The 23,213-nt window shown below is 70.9% G+C and carries 21 protein-coding genes; 9 read left to right on the top strand and 12 right to left on the bottom strand.

Annotated elements, in window-relative coordinates; genetic code table 11:
• Window positions 1–229: 229 nt before the first annotated feature.
• Window positions 230–802, bottom strand: a complete 573-nt coding sequence (thpR, locus tag ABZ656_RS17000; RefSeq protein ID WP_360268725.1) for an RNA 2',3'-cyclic phosphodiesterase — start codon at window positions 800–802, stop codon at window positions 230–232.
• Window positions 803–860: 58 nt separating this feature from the next.
• Here thpR and ABZ656_RS16995 point away from each other — a divergent pair, with 58 nt between their 5' ends.
• Complete coding sequence (locus ABZ656_RS16995; protein ID WP_360268722.1) at window positions 861–1,352, top strand: hypothetical protein; 492 nt, start codon at window positions 861–863, stop codon at window positions 1,350–1,352.
• Here ABZ656_RS16995 and ABZ656_RS16990 read toward each other — a convergent pair.
• Window positions 1,294–2,577: an MFS transporter gene (locus ABZ656_RS16990; protein WP_180362446.1), complete on the bottom strand. Its 1,284-nt coding sequence runs from the start codon at window positions 2,575–2,577 to the stop codon at window positions 1,294–1,296. The two genes, ABZ656_RS16995 and ABZ656_RS16990, sit on opposite strands and share 59 nt — an antisense overlap.
• A gap of 344 nt (window positions 2,578–2,921) precedes the next feature.
• Complete coding sequence (locus ABZ656_RS16985) at window positions 2,922–3,359, bottom strand: MarR family transcriptional regulator (RefSeq protein WP_054235179.1); 438 nt, start codon at window positions 3,357–3,359, stop codon at window positions 2,922–2,924.
• Between the two features lie 143 nt (window positions 3,360–3,502).
• Between ABZ656_RS16985 and ABZ656_RS16980 the strand changes: the two genes are divergently transcribed.
• Window positions 3,503–3,685 (top strand): ribbon-helix-helix protein, CopG family, encoded by a 183-nt coding sequence (locus ABZ656_RS16980; RefSeq protein WP_101404380.1) that lies wholly within the window; start codon window positions 3,503–3,505, stop codon window positions 3,683–3,685.
• A gap of 39 nt (window positions 3,686–3,724) precedes the next feature.
• Here the strand turns inward: ABZ656_RS16980 and ABZ656_RS16975 are convergent, their stop codons facing one another.
• Window positions 3,725–5,176: an NCS2 family permease gene (locus tag ABZ656_RS16975; protein WP_360268717.1), complete on the bottom strand. Its 1,452-nt coding sequence runs from the start codon at window positions 5,174–5,176 to the stop codon at window positions 3,725–3,727.
• 320 nt (window positions 5,177–5,496) lie between these two features.
• Here ABZ656_RS16975 and ABZ656_RS16970 point away from each other — a divergent pair, with 320 nt between their 5' ends.
• Window positions 5,497–5,775 carry a DUF2530 domain-containing protein gene (locus tag ABZ656_RS16970; RefSeq protein ID WP_101404378.1) on the top strand — a complete coding sequence of 93 codons (279 nt, stop codon included), beginning with the start codon at window positions 5,497–5,499 and terminating at the stop codon, window positions 5,773–5,775.
• A gap of 112 nt (window positions 5,776–5,887) precedes the next feature.
• Complete coding sequence (locus ABZ656_RS16965) at window positions 5,888–8,287, top strand: cation-translocating P-type ATPase (protein ID WP_101404377.1); 2,400 nt, start codon at window positions 5,888–5,890, stop codon at window positions 8,285–8,287.
• A 238-nt stretch (window positions 8,288–8,525) separates the two neighbouring features.
• Here ABZ656_RS16965 and ABZ656_RS16960 read toward each other — a convergent pair whose 3' ends face one another.
• The 5 genes from ABZ656_RS16960 to ABZ656_RS16940 form a co-directional block, all read right to left on the bottom strand.
• Window positions 8,526–9,290 (bottom strand): calcium-binding protein, encoded by a 765-nt coding sequence (locus tag ABZ656_RS16960; protein WP_360268713.1) that lies wholly within the window; start codon window positions 9,288–9,290, stop codon window positions 8,526–8,528.
• A 121-nt stretch (window positions 9,291–9,411) separates the two neighbouring features.
• Window positions 9,412–10,344 (bottom strand): hypothetical protein, encoded by a 933-nt coding sequence (locus ABZ656_RS16955; RefSeq protein ID WP_360268710.1) that lies wholly within the window; start codon window positions 10,342–10,344, stop codon window positions 9,412–9,414.
• A 223-nt stretch (window positions 10,345–10,567) separates the two neighbouring features.
• On the bottom strand, window positions 10,568–11,416 hold the full coding sequence (locus ABZ656_RS16950) for a DUF5707 domain-containing protein (RefSeq protein ID WP_101404374.1): 849 nt from the start codon (window positions 11,414–11,416) through the stop codon (window positions 10,568–10,570).
• Between the two features lie 262 nt (window positions 11,417–11,678).
• A complete protein-coding gene (locus ABZ656_RS16945; protein ID WP_101404373.1) occupies window positions 11,679–14,912 on the bottom strand; it encodes a molecular chaperone Hsp90 in 3,234 nt (1,077 codons plus the stop codon).
• Between the two features lie 408 nt (window positions 14,913–15,320).
• Window positions 15,321–16,247, bottom strand: coding sequence for a DUF3027 domain-containing protein (locus ABZ656_RS16940; RefSeq protein WP_360268705.1), 927 nt, complete (start codon window positions 16,245–16,247; stop codon window positions 15,321–15,323).
• A 476-nt stretch (window positions 16,248–16,723) separates the two neighbouring features.
• On the opposite strand from ABZ656_RS16940, the gene ABZ656_RS16935 reads away from it, so the two are divergent.
• The 4 genes from ABZ656_RS16935 to ABZ656_RS16920 are packed head-to-tail and all read left to right on the top strand — an operon-like array spanning window position 16,724 to window position 20,304.
• Window positions 16,724–18,154, top strand: coding sequence for an MFS transporter (locus ABZ656_RS16935; protein ID WP_180362445.1), 1,431 nt, complete (start codon window positions 16,724–16,726; stop codon window positions 18,152–18,154).
• 59 nt (window positions 18,155–18,213) lie between these two features.
• The gene (locus ABZ656_RS16930) at window positions 18,214–18,699 is read left to right on the top strand and encodes a DUF2771 domain-containing protein (protein ID WP_101404370.1); all 486 of its coding nucleotides are present in this window, start codon (window positions 18,214–18,216) and stop codon (window positions 18,697–18,699) included.
• A 26-nt stretch (window positions 18,700–18,725) separates the two neighbouring features.
• Entirely contained in the window at window positions 18,726–19,463 is a 738-nt protein-coding gene (locus tag ABZ656_RS16925; RefSeq protein WP_360268701.1) for a futalosine hydrolase, read from the top strand.
• A complete protein-coding gene (locus tag ABZ656_RS16920) occupies window positions 19,441–20,304 on the top strand; it encodes a 1,4-dihydroxy-6-naphthoate synthase (protein ID WP_217567486.1) in 864 nt (287 codons plus the stop codon). Before ABZ656_RS16925 ends, ABZ656_RS16920 begins: the two co-directional genes overlap by 23 nt.
• A 99-nt stretch (window positions 20,305–20,403) precedes the next feature.
• Here ABZ656_RS16920 and ABZ656_RS16915 read toward each other — a convergent pair whose 3' ends face one another.
• Entirely contained in the window at window positions 20,404–20,787 is a 384-nt protein-coding gene (locus ABZ656_RS16915; protein WP_067371847.1) for a cold-shock protein, read from the bottom strand.
• A gap of 208 nt (window positions 20,788–20,995) precedes the next feature.
• Here ABZ656_RS16915 and ABZ656_RS16910 point away from each other — a divergent pair, with 208 nt between their 5' ends.
• A complete protein-coding gene (locus ABZ656_RS16910) occupies window positions 20,996–21,262 on the top strand; it encodes a hypothetical protein (protein WP_101404368.1) in 267 nt (88 codons plus the stop codon).
• On the opposite strand, the gene ABZ656_RS16905 is transcribed toward ABZ656_RS16910, so the two are convergent.
• The gene (locus ABZ656_RS16905) at window positions 21,238–21,909 is read right to left on the bottom strand and encodes a haloacid dehalogenase-like hydrolase (protein ID WP_180362444.1); all 672 of its coding nucleotides are present in this window, start codon (window positions 21,907–21,909) and stop codon (window positions 21,238–21,240) included. The two genes, ABZ656_RS16910 and ABZ656_RS16905, sit on opposite strands and share 25 nt — an antisense overlap.
• Before the next feature lie 55 nt (window positions 21,910–21,964).
• Window positions 21,965–23,011: a hypothetical protein gene (locus ABZ656_RS16900; protein ID WP_360268696.1), complete on the bottom strand. Its 1,047-nt coding sequence runs from the start codon at window positions 23,009–23,011 to the stop codon at window positions 21,965–21,967.
• Between the last annotated feature and the right edge of the window lie 202 nt (window positions 23,012–23,213).

Raw genomic sequence — 23,213 nt, 5'->3', positions numbered from 1 at the left:
TCCCGCAGTCCGAACACGTCGGTGGCGGTGGCCAGTTCCTGGAGGAGGGCGAGGGTCTCGTCCGTGATCAGGTGCTTGGAGTAGTCGATCCGCAGCCCAGCTGCGGCTCTACTTGACCGCCGCCGCCAGCGCCACCACGACGAACATCAGCACGAGCACACCGGCCATGATTTGGTTTCGGGTCTTCGGGTTCACGTCATCGAGGTTAACCGGCCGCCCCCGGGCGCCTTCAGCCGCCCGCCCCGTCCAGCGGCCAGCGCGCCACCGTCTCGTAGCGGGGCTGCTCCCCCCGCACTCCCGACCTCGGCAGATTGCTGCGTACGAGACACAGTTCCCGGGCCGTCCAGCCCCGCCCGGCGAAGGCGGCCAGGGCGGCGACGTACGGGTCGAAGTCCGTGGTGTCCCGGCTGCGGGCCAGCGTCAGGTGCGGGCGGTAGCGACGGTGCTCGCCCGTCTCGACGCCCGCCTTCCGCGCCCCCGCCTCCGCCCGGTCGGCCAGCAGCCGCATCGTGGGAACGTCTCCCGACACCCCGGTCCACAGCGCCCGGCCCCCGAAGTGGCCGCCGCCATGGAGGGCGAGGGGGAAGGATGGTGTGCGGTGAGCCGCGCGGGCCAGGCGGTCCGACAGGGGTTGGACCAGTTCCTCCGCCACCTCGCCGTAGAAGGCGAGGGTGAAGTGCCAGCCGGGGCGGCCCGTCCAGCGCAGTCCGTCCGCGCCCGGCAGGCGGTGCAACTCGTCGACCACCGTGCCGAGTTCACGCACCGCGTCCTCCGGTGGCAGCACGGCCGCAAAGAGTCTCATGCGCATCACCCTTCCAGGGAATGGATCACCGGGCCACCTTCGCCCACGATGAATGCAGGTGCGTGCGTACGTCGACGGGGGCCGCCACGTGCCCGTGCCCGGAATCCTGCTGCTCCTGGCGGGCTCGGCGGTGGCGACGGCGGGCGTGTTCGCCGTCGCGCGGACCGTGCCGCCGGCCAAGCGGAAGGCGAACAACGACGCGGTGGGGTTCGTGTACGCGCAGGTCGGGGTGATCCACGCGGTCGTGCTCGCGACGGTCGTGGTCGGCGTGTGGGACGCGCGCTCCCGGGCGTTTTTCACCGTGGGCGTGATGCTCCTCATCGTGTACGAGTTCGACCACCCCTTCAGCGGGCCGCTGAGAGTGAGCCCGACGGCGTTCCGGCCGGCACTGGTCCGGATTCGGGCACTCGGACAGCCGTACGGCCGTCGTCCGGATGGCTGGACGGCCGTACGGCCGTCGTCCGGATGGCTGGACGGCCGTACGGCCGTCGTCACACCGCCGTGGCCAGCTGCTCCTGCTGCTCCCCCGCTTCCTTCGGTACGAAGCTGACCTGCGGGTGGCCGTGATGCCAGCCCACGGACAGACGCAGCCCGCCGACACGGGCCAGGACCAGGCCGACGGTGGTCGCGGCGACGGCCGAGACCAGGCCGCCGAGGGCGAAGCCGACGCGCGGACCGTAGGCGTCGGTGACCCAGCCGACCAGGGGCGCCCCCAGGGGCGTACCGCCCATGAAGACCATCATGAACAGCGCCATCACCCGGCCGCGCATGGCCGGGTCGGTGCCCATCTGGACGGCGGTGTTCGCCGTGACGTTGACGGTGAGGCCGAAGATCCCGATCGGGACCATGAGGAGGGCGAAGAGCCAGAAGGACGGAGCCAGGGCCGCCACCACTTCCAGGATGCCGAAGGCCATGGCCGCCGCGATCAGGATGCGCAGTCTCGCCGTGCCGCGGCGGGCGGCGAGCAGCGCGCCGGCCACCGAGCCGACCGCCATCAGCGTGTTGAAGAGGCTGTACCCGCCGGCGCCCGCGTGGAAGATGTCGTCCGCGTACGCCGAGAGCCAGACCGGGAAGTTGAAGCCGAACGTGCCGATGAAGCCGACGAGGACGATCGGCCAGATCAGCTCGGGGTGGCCGGCGACATAGCGCAGGCCCTCGCGGAGCTGGCCCTTGCCGCGCGGCGCCCGCTCGACCGGGTGCAGGTCGCGGCCGCGCATCAGGAGCAGGCCGACGATGGGCGCCACGAAGGACAGGCCGTTGAAGAGGAACGCCCAGCCCGTGCCGACGCCGGTGATCAGGACTCCCGCGACGGCGGGGCCGACCAGACGGGCGGACTGGAAGTTGGCGGAGTTGAGGCTGACCGCGTTCTGCAGCTGGCCCGGGCCGACCATCTCGGAGACGAAGGACTGGCGGGCCGGGTTGTCGACGACCGTGGCGAGACCGACGGCGAAGGCCGCCAGGTAGACGTGCCAGACCTGGACGTGGCCGGAGAGGGTCAGGAAGGCGAGCGCGAGGCCGGTGACGCCCATGGCGGTCTGGGTGGCCAGCAGGGTGGGGCGCTTGGGGAGGCGGTCGACGAGGACGCCGCCGTACAACCCGAAGAGCAGCATCGGCAGGAACTGCAGCGCGGTGGTGATGCCGACCGCGGCGGAGGAGCCGGTGAGGCTCAGGACCAGCCAGTCCTGCGCGATGCGCTGCATCCAGGTGCCGGTGTTGGAGACGGCCTGGCCGAGGAAGAACAGCCGGTAGTTCCTGATCCTCAGCGAGCTGAACATCGAGGAGCGGGGGGAGCGGGAGGAATTCCCGGGGGCGGGCGGGGAGTCGGGGGTGGCTGGTCCGGGGGCGGAAGGTATTCCGGATCCCGTACTCAAAGGGATTCGCCTCCTAGCGTGGGACGTCATCGCTCGCGGGCGCGGCCGCGTCTGTCACGGTGAGGTTCGGGCACGGCGGAGCGTGCGGGGCAGTGCGCACGGCCGTCACGGCGTGCCCCTGGCGGTGCATGGGACACCGCGGCCGGCGCACATCCGGCGCTCTGCCGAGCGCCGCTGCGACCGCCGCGAGGCGCCCGCGCCGAAGCCGCGCCTGTCGCGGGTGCGCCCGAGCCGGGTGTGCGCCCCTGTCACAGTTGCGCGAGCTTTTCGAGGACGGGCGCGGCCTCGCGGACCTTCGCCCACTCGTCCTCGTCGAGGGCCTCGACCAGTCCGGCAAGGAACGCGTTGCGCTTGCGGCGGCTCTCCTCGAGCATCGCCTCGGCCTTGTCGGTCTGGGTGACGACCTTCTGGCGCCGGTCCTCGGGGTGCGGCTCCAGTCTGACCAGGCCCTTGGCTTCCAGCAACGCGACGATGCGGGTCATCGACGGTGGCTGCACATGCTCCTTACGGGCGAGCTCGCCGGGCGTGGCGGTGCCACAGCGGGCGAGGGTGCCGAGCACCGACATCTCGGTCGGGCTCAGCGACTCGTCGACCCGCTGGTGCTTGAGTCGACGCGACAGCCGCATTACTGCGGAGCGCAGGGCGTTCACGGCGGCAGCGTCGTCGCCATGGGTGAGGTCAGCCATGTCTTTAGGGTAACTCATTACTCTCGCTAAAGAGCCACAGAGTGCCCGTGACACGGGCCACTGAACCTTTACGTCACCCATATGAGTGAGCCGCATTCAGAAAGTGACCCCTCGTCCACCCGGCGCCCGCGACCCTCGACTGCATGGGGACCAGCGTGCTCAGCCTGCGGATGGACGGGGAGCTGCTCGACCGGCTCCGGCACCATGCCGCCAAACGCGGAATGAGCGTCCAGGACTATGTCGTCCGGACGCTCATTCGCGATGACTTCGACGAGCGGTTCCAGACCGCGGTCGAGGAGACGGAGAAGTTCTACGGGGTCACGTGAGCCCCCGTGGGGCCGCTCGCGTGACCCCCACGGGGCCGCTTACGTCAGGCCCAGGGCCGGCATCAGGTAGTAGAAGGCGAACACCGCCGAGACGACGTACATCGCGACCGGGATCTCCCGGGCGCGGCCGGCGGCCAGGCGCAGCACCACGAAGGTGATGAAGCCCATGCCGATGCCGTTCGTGATCGAGTAGGTGAACGGCATCATCACCATGGTCACGAAGGCGGGCATGGCGATCGTGTAGTCCGCCCAGTCGATCTCCTTGACCGAGTGGGACATGATCAGGAAGCCGACCGCGATGAGCGCGGGCGTGGCGGCCTGGGACGGGACCATCGTGGCGACCGGGGTGAGGAACAGCGCCACGGCGAAGAGCGCACCGGTGACGACGTTCGCGAAGCCGGTGCGCGCGCCCTCGCCGACGCCCGCCGTGGACTCCACGAAGCAGGTGGTGGCCGAGGAGGAGGTGGCGCCGCCCGCGGCGACCGCGATGCCGTCGACGAAGAGGACCTTGTTGATGCCGGGCATGTTGCCCTGCGCGTCGGTCAGCTTGGCCTCGTCGCTGATGCCCATGATCGTGCCCATCGCGTCGAAGAAGGTCGACAGCAGCACGGTGAACACGAAGAGGATGCCGGTCAGCACGCCGACCTTGTCGAAGCCACCGAAGAGACTGACCTTGCCGACGAGCCCGAAGTCCGGGGTGGCGACCGGGTTGCCGGGCCACTTCGGGGTGGTCAGACCCCAGGACGGGATCTTGGCGACGGCATTGATGATCACCGCGGCGACCGTCATCGTGACGATCGAGATCAGGATCGCGCCGGGCACCTTGCGCACCATCAGCGCGAGGGTGAACAGCGTGCCGAGGATGAAGACCAGGACGGGCCAGCCGTTGAGGTGGCCGTCGGCGCCGAGCTGGAGCGGCACGGTCGTCTGCGCGATGTCCGGGATGCGCGTGACGAAGCCGGAGTCGACCAGGCCGATCAGCATGATGAACAGGCCGATACCGATCGCGATGCCCTTGCGCAGGCCCAGCGGCACGGCGCTCATGACCCGCTCACGCAGACCGGTGGCGACGAGCAGCATCACGATGAAGCCCGCGAGGACGACCATGCCCATGGCGTCCGGCCAGGACATCCGCGGGGCGAGCTGGAGGGCGACGACCGTGTTCACGCCGAGGCCCGCAGCCAGCGCGATCGGCACGTTGCCGATGACGCCCATGAGCAGCGTGGTGAAGGCCGCGGTCAGGGCGGTCGCGGTGACCAGCTGGCCGTTGTCCAGGTGGTGCCCGTACATGTCCTTCGCGCTGCCCAGGATGATCGGGTTCAGCACGATGATGTAGGCCATCGCGAAGAAGGTGGCGAGACCGCCACGGATCTCGCGGGGCAGGGAGCTGCCACGCTCGGAGATCTTGAAATAGCGGTCCAGCGCGCCCTGCGCGGGGCCGGGCCCGGGCTGGTCCGGGGCGGGGGCCTTGGTGGTGGCCGAGGTGGACATGGGTGACCTCATACGTGCGGGGCCTTGCGGGCCAGGACTGGCGCCGGGCGATGGGGGTACCCCCTGCTCGGGCGAAGCCGAGAGTTTGGGGGAAGGCGCCGGGCTGGGAAAAACATGATCGAGTCTGGCCGCTGCGCGATCACCAACAGGTTTCTCAGATGTTTCCGTTGGAGTTTCGTACGAACAGAAAGAGCCAGACTCAGACCGTTTCAGTATGAACATATGAGTCCGAAATCGCTATCTCCGCGCGTAGACCGTTGGTATACAAGGGCCGCACGGGTCCGGCGGGGCCGGGGTGGACGGCCTCGTAAGCTGTGTCCATGGCGAAGTGGACCCCCAAGCACGAGGCGCCGGAGCCCCTGGAGGGCCCCGTCGTCGCCACCATCACGGGCGGCACGATCCTCTGGTTCGTCCTCTTCCTGGTGCAGCTGCCGTTCTACGGCTGGTTCGACGACCACGGGCACCTGTGGTGGGTGTGGACCTGCCTGGCCGGCGCGGGCCTCGGCCTGATCGGCATCTGGTACGTCCGCGGGCGCGACGCCGCCCTCAAGAGGGCGGCAGCCGAAGCGGAGCGACCCTCGTCCGCTGCTGCGGAGTAACCGGCTCCCCCTACAACCACGGCATCACTCACCGCCGCCCCGGTCCTCCCCTGGTCGGATCTTTGGGGCACTCGGCGGGTGAAGCCGTATTTCCGCACGTACCGTCGAATGCATGACGCACATCGACGCGGGCGCCGAACTCGACCCTGTTCACCCCGTGCCCCTGCCCGCCCCCAAGCGGGCCCCGGGGCTGTCCGCCGCCGAAGTGGCCGAACGGGTCGCCCGCGGCGAGGTGAACGACGTCCCCGTACGCAGCAGCCGCTCCATGGGCGAGATCGTCCGCGCCAACGTCTTCACCCGGTTCAACGCGATCATCGGTGTGCTCTGGCTGATCATGCTGTTCGTGGCACCGTTCCAGGACAGCCTGTTCGGGTACGTGATCATCGCCAACACCGGGATCGGCATCATCCAGGAGTGGCGGGCCAAGAAGACCCTCGACTCGCTCGCGGTGATCGGCGAGGCGAAACCGACGGTCCGCAGGGACGGGATCGCGGGCGAGGTCCGTACGTCGGAGATCGTGCTGGACGACGTGATCGAGATCGGGCCCGGGGACAAGATCGTCGTGGACGGCTCGTGCGTCGAGGCCGACGGTCTGGAGATCGACGAGTCACTGCTCACCGGTGAGGCGGACCCGGTGGTCAAGCACCCCGGCGACGAGGTGATGTCGGGCAGTTTCGTGGTCGCGGGCGGCGGCGCGTTCACCGCGACGAAGGTGGGACGGGAGGCGTACGCGGCACAGCTCGCCGAGGAGGCGTCCCGCTTCACGCTGGTCCACTCCGAGCTGCGCAGCGGTATCTCCACGATCCTCAAGTACGTGACGTGGATGATGATCCCGACCGCCATCGGTCTGGTCATCAGCCAGCTCGTGGTCAAGCAGCACGGCTTCAAGGACTCCATCGCCCGTACGGTCGGCGGGATCGTCCCGATGGTCCCCGAGGGCCTGGTCCTGCTCACCTCCGTGGCCTTCGCGATCGGCGTCATCCGGCTTGGCCGGAAACAGTGCCTCGTGCAGGAACTTCCCGCCATCGAGGGCCTCGCCCGCATCGACACCGTCTGCCTCGACAAGACCGGCACCCTCACCGAGGGCGGCATGGACGTCACCGAGCTGCGGCCCATCCAGGGCGCCGACGAGACGTACATACGCAAGGCCCTCGGGGCGCTCGGCGAGTCCGACCCGCGCCCGAACGCCTCCCTCCAGGCGATCATCAACTCCTACCCGGACAGCGAGGACTGGCGCTGCACCGAGTCGCTGCCGTTCTCCTCGGCCCGCAAGTACAGCGGGGCGTCCTTCAGCGAGGGCAACGGAGAGTCGAGTACGTGGCTGCTCGGCGCCCCCGACGTGCTGCTGCCCGACGGGGACCCGGCGCTCGCCGAGACCGCGCGGCTGAACGAGGACGGGCTGCGGGTGCTGCTGCTCGCCAAGGCCTCGAAGGACCTCGACGATCCCGGGGTGACGGAGGGCGCCCGGCCCACCGCCCTGGTGGTCCTGGAGCAGCGGCTGCGCCCGGACGCGGCGGACACCCTGCGTTACTTCGCCGAACAGGACGTCAAGGCGAAGGTCATCTCCGGCGACAACGCGGTCTCGGTCGGCGCGGTGGCCGGGAAGCTCGGCCTGAGCGGCACTGTCGTGGACGCGCGCCGCCTTCCCGACGAGAAGGAGGAGATGGCGAAGTCGCTGGACAAGGGCACGGTGTTCGGACGGGTCACCCCGCAGCAGAAGCGGGACATGGTGGGCGCGCTCCAGTCACGCGGCCACACGGTCGCGATGACCGGCGACGGCGTGAACGACGTGCTCGCCCTGAAGGACGCCGACATCGGCGTGTCCATGGGCTCGGGCTCGGAGGCGACCCGGGCGGTGGCCCAGATCGTGCTGCTCAACAACAGCTTCTCGACGCTGCCCTCGGTGGTCGCGGAGGGCCGCCGGGTCATCGGCAACATCACCCGCGTCGCGACCCTCTTCCTCGTGAAGACGGTCTACTCGGTGCTGCTGGCCATCCTGGTGGTGTGCTGGCGGGTCGAGTACCCCTTCCTGCCCCGGCACCTGACCCTGCTGTCCACCCTGACCATCGGCATCCCGGCGTTCTTCCTCGCGCTCGCCCCCAACACGGAGCGGGCGAAACCGCACTTCGTCCAGCGGGTCATGCGGTACTCGATCCCCGGGGGAGTCGTCGCCGCCGTCGCCACCTTCATCACATACCTGGTGGCCCGTCACCACTACACCGGGCCCGGCGAGTTGGACGCGGAGACCAGCGCCGCCACGCTGACGCTGTTCCTGATCTCGATGTGGGTACTGGCGATCGTCGCCCGCCCGTACACCTGGTGGCGCGTCGCCCTGGTGGCCTCGATGGGCCTGGCGTTCCTCGTCGTACTGATCGTGCCGTGGCTCCAGCATTTCTTCGCCCTGAAGCTGGTGGGCGTGGAGATGCCGTGGATCGCGGTGGGCATCTCGGTGGTGGCGGCGGCCACCCTGGAGTTCCTGTGGAAATGGGTGGACCGCCGGTTCCCGGCGTAGCCCTGCCGTCCACCACACGGAAAGCGACGCCATGAGGTTCGTTGTCGCCCGCTACGAGAAAGACGCGGACTCTCCGGATTCGGTCACGGATCTGTCCACCGTCGACGTGAACGCCGTATCGGCGTACTTCATCGAGGTCCTGGCCGACTGAGCGTCGGCGCCCACCGAGAAGACGAAAGGGCCGGGTGCCGGCCGTCAACGGGGCGGCACCCGGCCTTCGTGTTGCGGCGCGCGCGGGTCAGCGCACGTCGATGTAGTCACCGGTGGCGTTGACCGCCGGGGTCGTCGTGGTGCCGGCGAAGGAGTAACGGAAGGTGCCGTCGACGGACGCCGTGACCGTCGTCTTCAGGGCGCCGCCGCTGGTCGTCTTGATCGTCTTGACCGTGGTGTAGGCGCCGGCGCCCTTCTTCTTGAACTGCAGCTTCACCGGCTGGCCCGTGTAACCCACGTACTTCCCGTACTCCCAGCTCGCGCGCGTCAGGGCGCCGGTGACCGTGATGGTCTTGCCCTTCTTCACCGGCTCCGGGGCCGCGTTGACCGTCAGCCTGGACAGGCGCTGGAGCTTGAAGCTGCCCGCCTTCTCCTTCCAGATGAAGTTGGAGTCGTCGCCGTTGGCGTCGACCCAGGCGTCCACGTACCAGGTGCCCGCCTGGTCACTCGTGACGTCGTACACCCGCGGGTCGACGGTGAAGCTGGTGGAGCAGGTCGACGTCGTGGCGCTCGCGGCGACGCACTTCACCGAGGACGTGGTGAGGATGCCGTAGCCGGGGCCGTTGAGGGTGATGTCGGCGCTCTTGATGCCATGGTCGTCGGTGGCGGTGACGGAGACCGTGAACTTCTTGACGGTCGTCGCGCCGATGACGACGTCCTTGCCGCCGTTCACGACGACCTTGGTGATCTTCGTGTCCCCCTGGCTGCCGTCCGCGAAGGCCGCGGGCGCCAGAGCGGCTCCGGCGGCGGCGAAGGACGCGAGCAGGGCGACGGTGGTGGTGCGCTTGCGCATGGATTCCCCCCCATGGAATGTGTACGGCTGGAACGCGTGCGGTCCCCGCGCCCCTGGCGGGAGCGCGGGGACCGCACGGTGATTACTGCGCGTCGACCACTGCGGGTCGACTACTGCACGACTACTGCACGTCGATGTAGTCACCCGCGGCGCTGACGGCCGGGGTGGTCGAGGTGCCCGCGAAGCTGTAGCGGTAGTAACCGTCGACGGACGCCGTGGTGGTCGTCTTCAGGTTGCCGTAGCCGTCCGTCTTGATCGTCTTGATGGTGGTGTAGGTGGTGCTGCCCTTCTTGCGGAACTGCAGCTTCACGGACTGGCCGGTGTAGCCCGCGTACTTGCTGGTCTCCCAGTTGGCGCGGGTCAGCTTGCCCGTGACCGTGATGGTCTTGCCCTTCTTCACCGGCTCCGGGGAGGCGTTGACCGTCAGCTTGGAGTAGCGCTGCACGTTCGGGGAGGTGAAGCCGCCCAAGTCGGCGACTCCGACCTTGGTGACGTCGAAGCTGGAGCTGCTCGGGTCCTGGCCGTTGAGCGCGATGGCCAGACCGGCGGCCTTCCAGGCACCGGCGTCCGAGTTGATGAGGTCGCCCTCGGCCGGGTAGATGTCGATGTTGCCCTTGCAGGAGGCGGCGGTCGACGAGGTGCTGGTGCACGTCGCGGCGTTGACGCCGAAGAGCTCGTTGTCCGCGTTGCCGAAGGTGCCCTTGTAGATGTAGGGGCCGGTCTGGAAGTCGGCGGCGGTGATGTCGACGTCGGCGCCGTGGGTCAGGGTGTAAGTGACCGGAACGGCGACGTGGTTGGTGGTACCGACCGCGATGGCCTTGCCGCTGTTCACCTTGAGGTTGGAGAAGGTGACGTTGAGGGCGTACGGCGCGTCGTCGGCGGTGGTGGTGGCGGTGAACGCGGTCTTGCCGGACGCGGAGTGCGCGGCTTCCAGGACCTTGGCGACGTCCGCGCGGTAAGAGGCGGCGGAGTCGGCGGCGTGCGCGGCCGGCACGACGAACGCGGAGAGGGCCAGGGCGCCGGTAACGGCAGCCACAGTGGCGCGAATGCGCATGCGATCCCCAAGTGGAGAAAGGGGCCCCGACAGTGGTCGTTCCTCACGGCTCGTCGTCACTCGGGGCCCAAGTGATGTGGAGTCTCTTGACTCGGATGATCAGATCCGTGACGGGAGCGAATGGTTGTACGGGTAATGAAAAATTTGTGCGCGCGCGGCCGAGATCACGTCCCGCGGCGCGCCGGGTGATTCCAGCTGCGCCGCGGGACGGTGATGGGCCGTCTTACTGCACGTCGACGTAGTCACCCGTGGCGTTGACGGCCGGGGTCGTCGTGGTGCCCGCGAAGGAGTAACGGAAGGTGCCGTCGACGGACGCCGTGACCGTCGTCTTCAGCGCGCCACCCGTGGTCGTCTTGATCGTCTTGACCGTGGTGTAGGCGCTGGCGCCCTTCTTCTTGAACTGCAGCTTCACCGGCTGGCCCACGTAGCCCGTGTACTTGCCGGTCTGCCAGTCGGCGCGGGTCAGGGCACCGGTGACCGTGATGGTCTTGCCCTTCTTGACCGGCTCCGGGGCCGCGTTGACCGTCAGCTTGGAGGCGCGCTGGACGTAGAAGCTCTTGGCGTTGTCCTTCTGGACGTAGTCGGCGTCCTTGCCCTGCGCGATCGCCCAGACCTTCCAGGTGCCCGCGTGCGCGTTGAGCAGCTGCTGGTTGGCCTGGATCGTGAAGGTCTCCTTGCAGTTCGAGGTCGTGCTGCTGACCGCGGTGCAGGAGGCCTTCTCGCCCCCGTTCTCGTTCGGCACGGCGCCGTTGTCGGAGTCGTCGATGTTCGCGCCGTGGTACAGGACCGCGAGCGCCATGTTGATGCCGGAGTTGTCGGAGGCCGTGAAGGTGACCGTGAAGGTCTTCTTCGTGGTCGTGCCGAAGACGACCCCCTTGCCGCCGTTGACGACGACGTTGGAGATCTTGGTGTCACCTTGGGTGACGTCGGTGGGCGACTTCGCCGTGTTCGACTGGACGCTGCCGACGAGCGCGGCGACGCCCGGGGCGTCGGCAGCGTGAGCGGCCGGGACGACGAAAGCGGAGAGGGCCAGGGCGCCGGAGACGGCGGCCACAGTGGCGCGAATGCGCATGCGATCCCCAAGTGGAGAAAGGGGCCCCGGTGGTGAGTGGTCGTTCCTCACGGCTCGTCTTCCCTTGGGGCCCAAGTGATCATGGAGTCTGTTGACTCGGGTGATCAGATTCGCGAGGGGAGCGAATGGTTGTACGGGTGGTGGAACCTTTGTGCGGGTATGGCGAAGGTCACAGCACGAGCCCGCCGGAGGGGACGCGGACGACCGCGCACGCCCTCCGACGGGCCTGTGTCCAGCGCCCTCTGACGGCCCGTATCCGACCTCAGTCGAACCAGCGGTCCCGGGCCAGTTCCTCCGTGCGGGACGGGTCCTCCAGCAGGGCCGCGACCTCGAAGCGGCGCGGCCACTGTCCGGCCGCCCAGGCGAGGCCGGCCGCCACGCCCTCCACGGTCGCGGCGTGCAGCACCCCGTCCCGCGTGCGGCGCCAGTCCAATTCGGTGCCGTCGACGACGAGTTCCTCGTGTTCGACGTACGAGGTGGGGGTCGAGGGACCCAGCAGGACCCGCACGGAATCCGGTACGTCGTGCTCGGTGCCCTCCGAGGTCACCTCTCCGGTCACCGATTCGCTGAGCCGCCGCACCTGGAACAGCTCGGCGAGATCGGCGGCGCGCGTGGGCCGTACGGGGAGCAGCGGCATGCCACCGGTGAAGGGCAGCAGGTCGGGCGAGTCGACGACCACGGCGTCGGCGGCGTCCACGACGACCACCTCGCCGTCCACCACGGCCCGCAACTCGTCCGGCAGGGTCACCTGTTCGGGTTCGAGGTCGGCCAAGGCCCCGTAGAGGGCGTGGAGTTGTGCTCCGGACACCTCGCGGTCGGGGTCGGCGAGCCGGTCGAGGAGCTCGGCGGCGCCACCGGGCTCGTCCAGGAGGGCGGCCACTGAGGTGCGTACGCCCAGGGCCCGCAGGACCTGCTCGTCGTCGAAACCGGTGGCGTCGGCGGCGTCGTACAGGCCGTGCAGGAGGGGGTCGCTGCCCTCCGCCCGCAGACCGGCCGGGCGGCGGCCGTCGAGGACGGGGTGGCCGCGAAGCCACCAGGCCGTGTACGGCCGGACGATCTCGTGCGTGCCGTCCGGGAGGAGGATCCGCACCGGCTGGGTGAGCGCGTCCCGCAGGGGTGGCTGGGAGAGCAGGGTGAGTGCCTGCGGCCAGCGGTCGTCGTCGACCAGGTCCAGGTCCCGTACAGCGACGATCTCCGTCGCGACCGGCGGCACCGGCGTGTCGGGCAGCCGGTCGAGGACGTCCTCGCACCACACGTCGACGGCGTCCAGCAGACCCGCGTCGTCGGGTTCCGCGAAGTCCGAGTCTCGGGGCTCCAGTTCGTCCGGGTCGAGGACGACGTCGGTGGCGCGGACGAGGGTGAAGTTGGCGAGCACACCACAGGCCGCGAGCGGCTGTTCGCCCCAGCGGTCGGCCAGCTCGCCGTCGACGAAGGCGAGTTCGTCCTCGCTCATGACCTGCGCGAAGGGGCTGCCGGGCAGCACGAGTTCGCCCGCGGGCGTCGGCTCCCCCTCCTCGTCCGGGAGGGCGAGGGCGCCGAGCCAGGGCTCGTCACCAGGTTCGAGGCCGGCGTCACGGACAAGCGCGAGGACGGTGTCCGCCAGTTCCTCCGCGTCCGGGGCGTCCTCGTCCCACGCCCCGCCCCCGTCGTCGAGCGAGGCGGCGACAGCGGCACGCACCTGCGGGGTGGTGAGGACGGCGCGGGGTGTGGCCGGGAGGGCACCCAGCTTCTCCAGGAGGGGGTGGGCGGCGTCCGGGTGGGCGACCTTGAGGCCGAGACGGGCGAGGGCGTCGGAGGTGGCGGCCCAGGTGTCGTCGGGAGTAGGCCCTTCGGGGAGCGGCAGCAGAATCTGGCGGGGGCCGATGGTCGTACGGCCGTCGGCGAGCGGTACGGGCAGGCCGGAGAGCCGGTCCGGATCGACGCCGGCGAGGCTGTCGTACAGCCGCCACCACCAGCCCGGGTCCTTCTCGAGGCCGGCCAGCCGGTCCACGGCCTCGGTGAGCGGGACGCGGGCGACACCCAGCGTCCGCAGCTCCACCCGGCGTTCCAGTCCGGCGGGCAGCAGGCTGGGGATCACCTCGGCGAGGACGCGGACGGTGTCGGCACCGGCGCCCTCGACGACCTCGGCGTCGCGCGGCCGGAGGGCGTCCGGGTTCTCCGCGATCTCCGCGATCTCCGCGAGACCGATCCCGCCCGCGGACGCGGTTCCGCCGTCGCTCTCGCCCTCGGGCCAGTCCGCCAGGGTGTCCTGGTCCTTGGCCCGAGGGACGGCGGGCGGCAGGAAGGCGGTACGCGGCAGCCGGTCCAGGATCGCCTGGCGCAGGGTGCCGTCCAGCTCGCCCTTGCCGAGCGGGCCGGGCACGAGGTCGATGATCCCGGTGTCCACCGGGCGCCAGGCGGCGAGGAGTTCGGCGTAGGCGTCCGCGGCGCGCTCCACCAGGAACTCGGTGAGCGGGCCGGGTGCGGCGTGGCGCCGGGTGGTGTCGAGCGGGAGGGAGGCGATGAGGAGGGCCGGCACGCCCAGGGGTTCGTCGCTGGGCGTGGGCGCGTGCACGACGGGGCTGGTACGGGGCCGCGCGGGCGTGCCGTCCGCGTCCACCGGTACGGCCCAGGTCACCGACCAGTGCGGGCGCAGGCGCTCCTCGACCGGGCGGTCGGCGAGGAGCGCGGGGTCGAGGGGGCCGTGGTGGGAGACGGTGCGGTAGGGCGTGGTGCCGTGGCGGGAGTCCTCGATGGTGACACCGTGCTCGTCGTCGCGGCGTCGCAGCGTGCGTACGTCCTCGCCGCCCTCCCCGACCTCGACGATCACTTCCTCCAGGCCCGGGAGGGCGAGCAGGAGGGCATCGTCGATGTTCTGCAGGAGGCGCTCGGCGAGGCCCTCGGCGGCGGGGTCGCGCAGCGGGAGGATCACGACGGTGTCGTACGGGTCCGGGGCGGTGCCCTCGGCCGCGAACGGCAGCCGGAGCAGCGGCACGTGGCCGTCGCGCCGACGGATCTCGTCCCCGAGGCCCGGGCTGTGGCGGGCGGTGTCCGCCGCCAGTTCGCGGGCCTCGGCGAGGGACCAGCGCACGCCGCCGTGCCGGCCGACCACGGCGGGCTCGTCGGTCACCGCGAGGACGGCCGCGAAGCCGACGCCGAAGCGGCCGACGGCGGTGTCGTGCGCGTCCCGCTTCGCGGAGGCGCGGAGGGTGGCGAGCGATTCGACGCCGGCCGCGTCGAGGGGGGCGCCGGTGTTGGCCGCGAGGAGTACTCCGTCGCGGAGGGTGAGGCGGAGACGGCCGGGGACGCCGGCGCGGGCTGCCGCGTCGGCGGCGTTCTGCGCGAGCTCGACGACGAGCCGGTCCCGGTAGCCGCCGAGGACGAGGTCCTCCTCGGCGTTGGCGTCCTCACGGAACCGGGCCGGGCTGGTGGCCCAGGCGTCCTGCACGCCGCGGCGCAGGCGGGCCGTGCCGAACGGGTCCGCGCCCTCGGCTGCCGGCCGCACGAACTTGCTCACGGTTCACTCTCCCTCTCGCTTCACGCGATCGCGAGCGCTGGGCTCGGCCGCGGCACGAAGGTACCGCGCGGCGGGAGGGGTTCCGGCCCGGCCCGGGGTGTATCTCGGCCTGCGGCCCTCTTGCACCGCGGCCGGGGCCCCGGATTCCGGCCTGCCCGGATCCGCCCGGCCGCGGGCTGCCGGGACCCCCTGAACCTGGGCTACGCCCCGGATCCCCACCCACCCACAGATCCCCCTTGCCTGCGGGCCGGTGGGGGCTGGTCGCGCAGTTCCCCGCACCCCTAGGAGGCGCTGCGCGCATCTTCGGCCCTTCCGGCGTTTGGGCACGAGGCCTTTCAGGCCGATGCGGGGTCGAAGGGGCGGAGCCCCTGGGGAGGGGACGGGCAGGGGCGGCGGGGGCGAGGGAACTTACGAGTGGCCCAGTTCCGCTGTGGTTTCGTCGGGAGTGAGGGAGACCGAACCGGAGTCCGGGGAGGGCCGGAGGGGGAAGGGGTCGACCTGGGTCTCGTCGATGACCGGAGGGGCCGGGCGGGGAGGTTTGGGCATGACCGCGGCCTCGGAGTGACCGCCACAGCCGTACGAGAGGGAGACGACACGCCCGTCCGCCGGAGAGAACTCGTTCGCGCAGACACCGAACGCCTGCCCGAGCGAGCCCCCGATGGGGTTCAGGAAGCCGCAGCTGACGCAGGACGCGGGGGCGGCCTGGGCCATCGCCGTCTTGGAGCCGTACGACTCCTCCCAGCGGTCGGCCGCGACATGCAGGCCGTACCGGGAGAGGACACGGGCCCGGCGCAGGCCGAGTTCCTCCGCGACGGCCGCGATCGAGCCGCGGCGCGGGGCGACCGGCAGGTGCGCGGGCGTGCCGGCGGTGACCTCGGCGTCCTCCGCCTCGACCAGCTCCGCCATGTCCTCGGAGACCGCGGAGTTCGGCGCGGGCTCGTCCTCCCCGGAGAAACCGGGCTCAAGACGGAGATCCTCGGCATCGGTGGGCAGCAGGTCGCCGGGACCCATGTCCCCGGGGCGCAGCCGCTCGCTCCACGGCACCCACTCGGGGGCGAGCAGGGAGTCGGGGCCGGGCAGCAGCACCGTCTCGTCGAGGGTGACGACCTTCGCGCGGGAGGCACGGGCGACGGTCACGGCCCAGCGCCAGCCGCGGTACCCGAATTCCTTGCACTCGAAGTAGTGCGTGACAACGCGGTCCCCCTCGGAGACCAGTCCCACATGCTCGCCGACGACGCCGGGGGCGGCGGCCTCCTCGGCGGCGGTGCGCGCGAGGTCGACGGCCTCGGCGCACAGGCGGTCGGGGGTGCGGCTTCGCGTTGTCGCTGCGCTCACAGGTATCGCTTCTCTCCTACGCCGTCTCACGGGTGCGCCATTCCTCGGCGGGAGTGCGGACGGAGCGGACCGGTGGGCCGCGTCGACGTCCACGCCCGATCGCACTCGGGCGCACCTACGTCATCCATTCTGCGGGATGACCGAGAGGCGCGCGGCCGAGAACAACCGCCGCAGGCGCGCTACGCACGCTACCTTCTCCTGAGCCCTGGGCCCACACCGGCGGGGCTCTTCCGCACTCCGCGCCGGGTTTCCGGACCGCTCCGAGGCTGTGTTTTCCCACCCCAAACCCCCTCTCGTACGGATCGAAAAGAACCTCGCACAACCGTCGCGGTCGGCCGGAAAACGCTCCTCGCCCCCGCCCCGGTCCGGTTCGGCACCCCGACACGCGACCCGCGTGCGGCCCGTCACCGGCCCACTCGGCCGCCATACGCGCCGTAACCGCACTACGTACGCACTTCTCGGGGCACTATTGCGGAGTGGCAGCCGCGAGGTCGCCCCAAGGAGCCGCCGGTGTCGGCGCTGCCAAGGGGGGCACCAGAAATGGCGGATCGGGCCGGATGACCGGTTCCGTCCGCGCGGTGGGGCGTGCCCTGCACTTCCCGGTGACCGGAACGGCGCGCGGGATCCGCAAGGCGACGCACGCGCACGGGGCGGGCGAATCCGGGCTCGGGAAACTGATCGAGCTGCACGCGGTGAACGGCGCCGGCGATGTCATGATCACCGTCGCGCTCGCCTCCACCGTCTTCTTCTCGGTGCCCACCGACGAGGCGCGCGGGCGCGTCGCCCTCTACCTCGCCATCACCATGGCACCCTTCACCGTCCTCGCCCCGGTGATCGGCCCGCTTCTGGACCGTCTGCCGCACGGCCGCCGGGCCGCGATGGCGGGCGCGATGTTCGCGCGGGCCATGCTCGCGCTGCTGCTGTCGGGCGCGGTCGTGACCGGCAGCCTGGAGCTGTATCCCGCCGCGCTGGGCGTGCTGGTCGCGTCCAGGTCGTACGGGGTCGTACGAAGCGCCGTGGTGCCACGGCTGCTGCCACCCCGGTTCTCCCTGGTGGAGGCGAACTCCCGGGTCACCCTGGGCGGGCTCCTGGCCACCGGTGTCGCCGCGCCGATCGGGGCGGGGTTGCAGGCCCTCGGACCGCGCTATCCGCTCTACGGCGCCTTCGTCATCTTCATCGCGGGCACCTTCCTTTCGTTCACGCTGCCGCCCAAGGTCGACTCCGCCAAGGGCGAGGACCGGGCGCTGCTGGTCGCGGACGAGGAGCATCTGCACGGACCGCACCTCATCAAGGACAAGCTGCGGCGGCCGGGACTGCGCACCGTCGGTACGGCCGTCACCCACGCCCTCGGCGCCAACGCCGCCCTGCGCTGTCTCTCCGGCTTCCTGATCTTCTTCCTCGCCTTCCTGCTCCGCGAGCACCCGCTCACCGGCGAGAGCGCGGCCGTCTCGCTCGGGATAGTGGGCGTCTCGGCGGGCGCGGGCAACGCGCTCGGCACGGCGGTCGGGGCCTGGCTGAAATCGCGCGCCCCGGAGATCATCATCGTGACGGTCGTCGCGTGTGTGCTGGGGGCCGCGATCACCGCCGCCATATTCTTCGGGGCCTTCCTGGTGGCCTGTCTGACGGCGGTCGCGGGGTTCTCGCAGGCGCTCGCCAAGCTCTCCCTGGACGCGCTGATCCAGCGGGACGTGCCGGAACTCGTCCGTACGTCGGCGTTCGCACGCTCGGAGACGCTGTTGCAGGTGGCCTGGGTGTTCGGCGGCGCGATCGGCATCGTGCTGCCCCTCAACGGCACGCTCGGCCTGTCCGTGGCCGCCGCGATCGTCGCCGTCGGATGGCTGACCACCGTGCGGGGGCTGCTCGGCGCGGCGCGGCGCGGGGGCCCGGCGCGGCCACGCGTGGCCTGACGGCGGCACGCCGTACCCCACGTGGGGAGAGCGGTGGAGGTGCCCGATAGCCTTCGGCCATGACCTCCCTGCCCCGCGGCAGAGCCGCCAATGGACATCGCCGTCGCGCCGTTGCCGCTCTCGGCGCCGTTTCCGCCGGACTTCTCGTCCTGTCCGCCTGTGACAAGCCGACGCCGCTGGCCACCATCACGGTCGGCAAGAACTCCGTGAGCTCCGAGACCGACTGCTACAACGACGGCAAGGAGGTGAAGGCCGCGGACCTGGCCAAGTGCCTCACGAGCTCGGACATCAAGTCCATCAAGGTCGACCCCGACGAGACCGTCCGGTTCGGTGTGGACCCGAAGATCGCCGACAACGGCTGGACGATCCTGATGAACGGTCAGCCGCTGACCGACTCCAGCAAGAAGACGTACCGCACGATCCCGGGCAGCGTGTTCTTCAACGCGCAGTACGGCGCGAGCGGCAACTCCACGCGCGTCTCCATCAAGGAGGGTGACAAGACGGTGACCGGACTGTGGACCTTCAAGTTCAAGAAGGACGCCTGATCGCTGCCGCTGGGCTGAAGGTGCTGGTGGCCACCGCCGTTCCCGTGGAGAGGGACGCGGTGGCCGGGGCGTTCACTGCCACCGGCCGTTCGCTGCGGCTGCCCGGGGCGACCCTGGAGCGGCTGTCCCCGGCCTCCCGCGACAGCACGGACGCCCGCGTGACCCTCGATCTGCTGGCCGCCGGGGTGGGGCCTGCTCCGGCCGCGTCGTCCACCGCGGGCGTGCTCACCGCGGCCGCCCTGGACGGCTCCCCCTACGACCTCGTCGTCTCCACCGGTATCGGGGGCGGTTTTCAGCCTCAGGCCCCGGTGGGATCCCTCGTCGTCGCCGACGAGATCACCGTGGCGGACCTGGGCGCCGAGACCGCGGACGGGTTCCTGCCGGTCACCGAGCTCGGCTTCGGCACCGTCAGCCACCGTCCGCCGCAATCACTCGTACGAGAAGTCGTGTCGGCCACGGGTGGACGCGCCGGAACCGTACTGACCGTGTCCACCGTGACGGGCAGCGCCGAGCGCGCCGCCGAGCTGCGGGCCCGCCACCCGCGCGCCCTCGCCGAGGCCATGGAGGGCTTCGGGGTGGCCGAGGCGGCCGCCGCGCACGGTGTGCCCGTGCTGGAGATGCGCGCGGTCTCCAACCCCGTCGGCCCGCGCGACCGCGCCGCCTGGCGCGTCGCCGAGGCTCTCGCGGCCCTCACCGAGGCGTTCGGGAAGCTCGCGCCCGTCCTGGAGAGTTGGAACCCACATGACCCAGACCACCAGCCCTGAGAAGACGCTGCAGATCGCGTACTCGCCCTGCCCGAACGACACCTTCGTCTTCGACGCCTGGGCCCACGGCCGCGTCCCGGGCGCGCCCGCGCTCGACGTGACCTTCGCGGACATCGACATCACCAACGGCATGGCCGAGCGCGGCGAATTCGACGTGCTGAAGGTGTCGTACGCCGTCCTTCCGTACGTCCTCGACGAGTACGCGCTGCTGCCGTGCGGGGGCGCGCTGGGCCGGGGGTGCGGGCCGCTGGTCCTCACCCGTGAGCCGGACGCGGACCTGACCGGGCGCACGGTCGCCGTGCCGAGCGAGCGGTCGACCGCCTACCTGCTCTTCCGCCTCTGGGCCGCGGACACCGTTCCCGGCGGGGTCGGCGAGATCGTCGTCATGCCCTTCCACGAGATCATGCCGGCGGTACGGGACGGGAAGGTCGACGCCGGACTCGTCATCCACGAGGCCCGTTTCACCTACCAGAACTACGGGCTGCACAAGCTCGCCGACATGGGCGAGCACTGGGAGCGCACGACCGGACTGCCCATCCCCCTCGGCGCGATCATCGCCAAGCGTGCGCTGGGCGAGGAGCGTCTGAAGGGCCTCGCCGACGCCGCCCGTGCCTCGGTCCGCGCCGCCTGGGACGACCCGGAGGCCTCACGCGCCTACGTCCTCGAACACGCCCAGGAGATGGACCCGGCCGTCGCCGACCAGCACATCGGCCTGTACGTCAACGAGTTCACCGCCGACCTCGGAGAAGACGGCTACGCCGCGATCCGGGGCCTGCTCACCCGCGCCGCCGCCGAAGGACTGGTCCCGGCACTCGGACCCGACGCCCTGTCGTTCCCCTGATCCCCGGCCGACGGCACGGACGGGGCCGAGGGACTGATCACGCCCCTCGGCCCGCCTGCGCTTCCGGCGCTTCCGTCCGTCCGTCCGCCCGCCCGAGGGCTATACGTCGAGTTGGTCGGCGACCGCTCGCAGGAGGCCCGCGATCTTCTTGCCGGAGGCCTTGTCGGGGTAGCGGCCCTTCTCCAGCATCGGCGTGATGTTTTCGAGAAGGGTCGTCAGATCCTGCACGATGGAGGCCAGTTCGTCCGGCTTACGGCGCTGGGCGGCCGCGACGGAGGGGGTCGGGTCCAGGATGGTCACCGAAAGCGCCTGGTCACCGCGCTGGCCGGCGACAACGCCGAACTCCACGCGCTGGCCGGGCTTGAGCACATCTACTCCGGCGGGCAGGACCGAGGAATGAACGAAGACGTCGCCGCCGTCGTCGCGGGAGAGAAAGCCGAAGCCCTTCTCGCTGTTGAACCACTTGACCTTGCCGGTAGGCACGTCTGTCCTCGTCCTCGTACTCGTCGGAAACTGCTCTGAAAACTGCACGGGCGCACACTCGGAACCGTTGCACGGGCAACGGTCGGAAACTGCCCCGGATAGCACTACAGCGGGTCGTCGGACCCGCCGGTACCAAGGCTAATGGTCCCGGGGCCGGTGACAAGACGTCGCCGGATTGTTCCTTCGCGCTGGGAACTACCCTGGTCCGGTGCGTGACAAAACCCAACCGAATTCCGCCGAGCCCGGTGACCGGCTGATCCGTGCCGGTGCCATCGTGTTCTTCGTCGGAGCCGTGGCCACACTCGTCACCGTGGCCCCGCTACTCCTCCATACGACGCCTTTTCCTGCGTACATGTTCGGCTTGAGCATGCTCATGGGCGTCGGGTTCCTGATCGCCGCGGCGGGGGTGCTCCGGTCCGTCGCCGCGGGGCGCCGTCAGGCCCGCGCGATTCAGGCCCGTACGGCCTCCCGGTAGTCCCCGCGGTAGTCGCTCAACCACGCCGGGAACTCCGTCAGGTCGGCCAGCACGACATCCGCGCCCGCCGCGCGCAGCTCCGCCGCGTCGCACGGGCCGGTGGCGACCGCGACGGAGTACGCGTCCGCGGTGCGCGCGCCGCGGACGTCGCCGGTGTGGTCGCCGACGTACACACGCGCGCCGTGCTCCCGCAGCGCCTGCGCCTTCTGCTCGGCCCACAGGTTGCCGACGACCGCGTCGGCGTCGATGCCCAGGTGGTCCAGGTGCAGCTTGGCGTTGGGCTCCCACTTCGCGGTGACGACGACCGCGCGCCCGCCCGCCGCGCGGACCGCCGCGACGGCCTCGCGGGCACCGGGCATCGCGAGTGTGCCGGTGATGGCGTGCACGGGGTACATCTCGCGGTAGAGGTCGGCGATCGCGGGCACCTGGTCCGACGGGAACCAGTTGACCAGCTCCTCCGCCAGCGGCGGTCCGAGCCGCGTGACGGCCAGGTCGCAGTCGATGTACGTCCCCGTGCGCTCCGAAAGTGCCCGGTAGCAGGCGTGGATGCCTGGGCGGGAGTCGATCAGGGTCATGTCGAGGTCGAAGCCGACGGTCAGCAGGCGAGGAGTCCGGGGGGTCGTCGATGCGATAGGCATATGGACCATTGTGCCCACGTGCCCACGTGCCCATGTGGTGGCCGGTGGCGGTCGGTCGCGCGGGTCAGCGGCGTCGCTGTGAGCGCCACACCAGGTACAGCGCCGAGGCCACGGCCGCGCCCCTGACCACCCACGGCCAGGTCTGCGCGACCGCCTCGTTCATGTGCCCCTTGACGATGGGGTCGCCCCAGCGGCCGTCCGTACGGCCCCACAGCCAGACGACGCCCGCCGTCACGGCCAGCCCCGGCATGCCGAGCACGGCCCACTTCGACTCGACGGGGCTCAGCCGGCGGGAGGCCCAGGCGATGAGCCAGCCGAGGCCGAGGGCGAACCAGTTGCCGAGGGCGGCGCCGACGACGAGGAGGACGGCGGCGAGCAGAAGGAGGGGGTTGCTCCAGTTGCCGGGGCGGGGGAGCCGGCGACGGGGCGCGACGGCGACGTCGGCCTCTTCGACGGCGGCGGCCTCCTCGGCCTTGGGCGCCTTGGAGGACTTGGAGGACTTGGAGGACTTGGCCGGCTTCGACCCCGCTTCCTCCACGGTGCCGGATTCGTCCTCGTCTCCGTCCTCGTGCCTCGGTGGCGGCTTGAGCAGTTCGGGGATCTCCACGCCCCCGACGAATCCCGGCACGCTGTCCCCCAGCCCGAACGGGCTGGTGTCCTTGCGCCACCAGTCCGGATCCGCGGAGCTGTCGCCCAGTTCGTGCGTGCTCGCGAGGTGCGGCGGGGAGGGGGCGTCGTCGGCCTCGGTGGGGCGGGGCGTGGGTTTCGGTTCCGCCGGGCGCGGCCTCGGGACGACTCGGCGCAGACCCTTGGGGCGGTCGCCGTCCTCGCCGGCGCGCTGGGTGGGGACGGCGGCCCAGGTGTCCGTACCGGCCTCGGGGGCGCCTTCGCGGGCGGCGGCGACGATGTCGTCCGGGGTGCCGAGGCGGGAGAGGATGCGGCGGACGGCGGACGGGCTGTCGACGGGGGCCTTCGCCCGGCGTCGGTCGATCTCGTTGCGCAGCTCCGAGACGAGTCGCATGCGGGTGGCCGAGGGCAGCTGGCGCTGCTGGGCCAGGTCTCCGACGCGGCTCAGATAGTCGAATACGAGCTGGTCGCTCTCAATCCCCACGAAGTCCCCTCCGGGGCGCGCACGTTGTAAACCCCGCGGCCACGACGGTACCGCGTACACCCCGAGTTCTCCGCCCCCGCCGCCCCTGCCCACCCCATCCCGGACGGGCCGAAGACGCGCCCAGCGCCCCTTCAGGGGTGCGGGGAACTGCGCGGCCGACCCCCACCGGCCGTCAGCCGGACAACACACCCGGGGTCCGGGG

The organism is Streptomyces sp. NPDC007095 (assembly GCF_040634475.1).
GTDB lineage: Bacteria > Actinomycetota > Actinomycetes > Streptomycetales > Streptomycetaceae > Streptomyces.
Note: the sequence above shows the minus strand (reverse complement) of the source record. Positions and strands in the feature narration are given on the sequence as shown.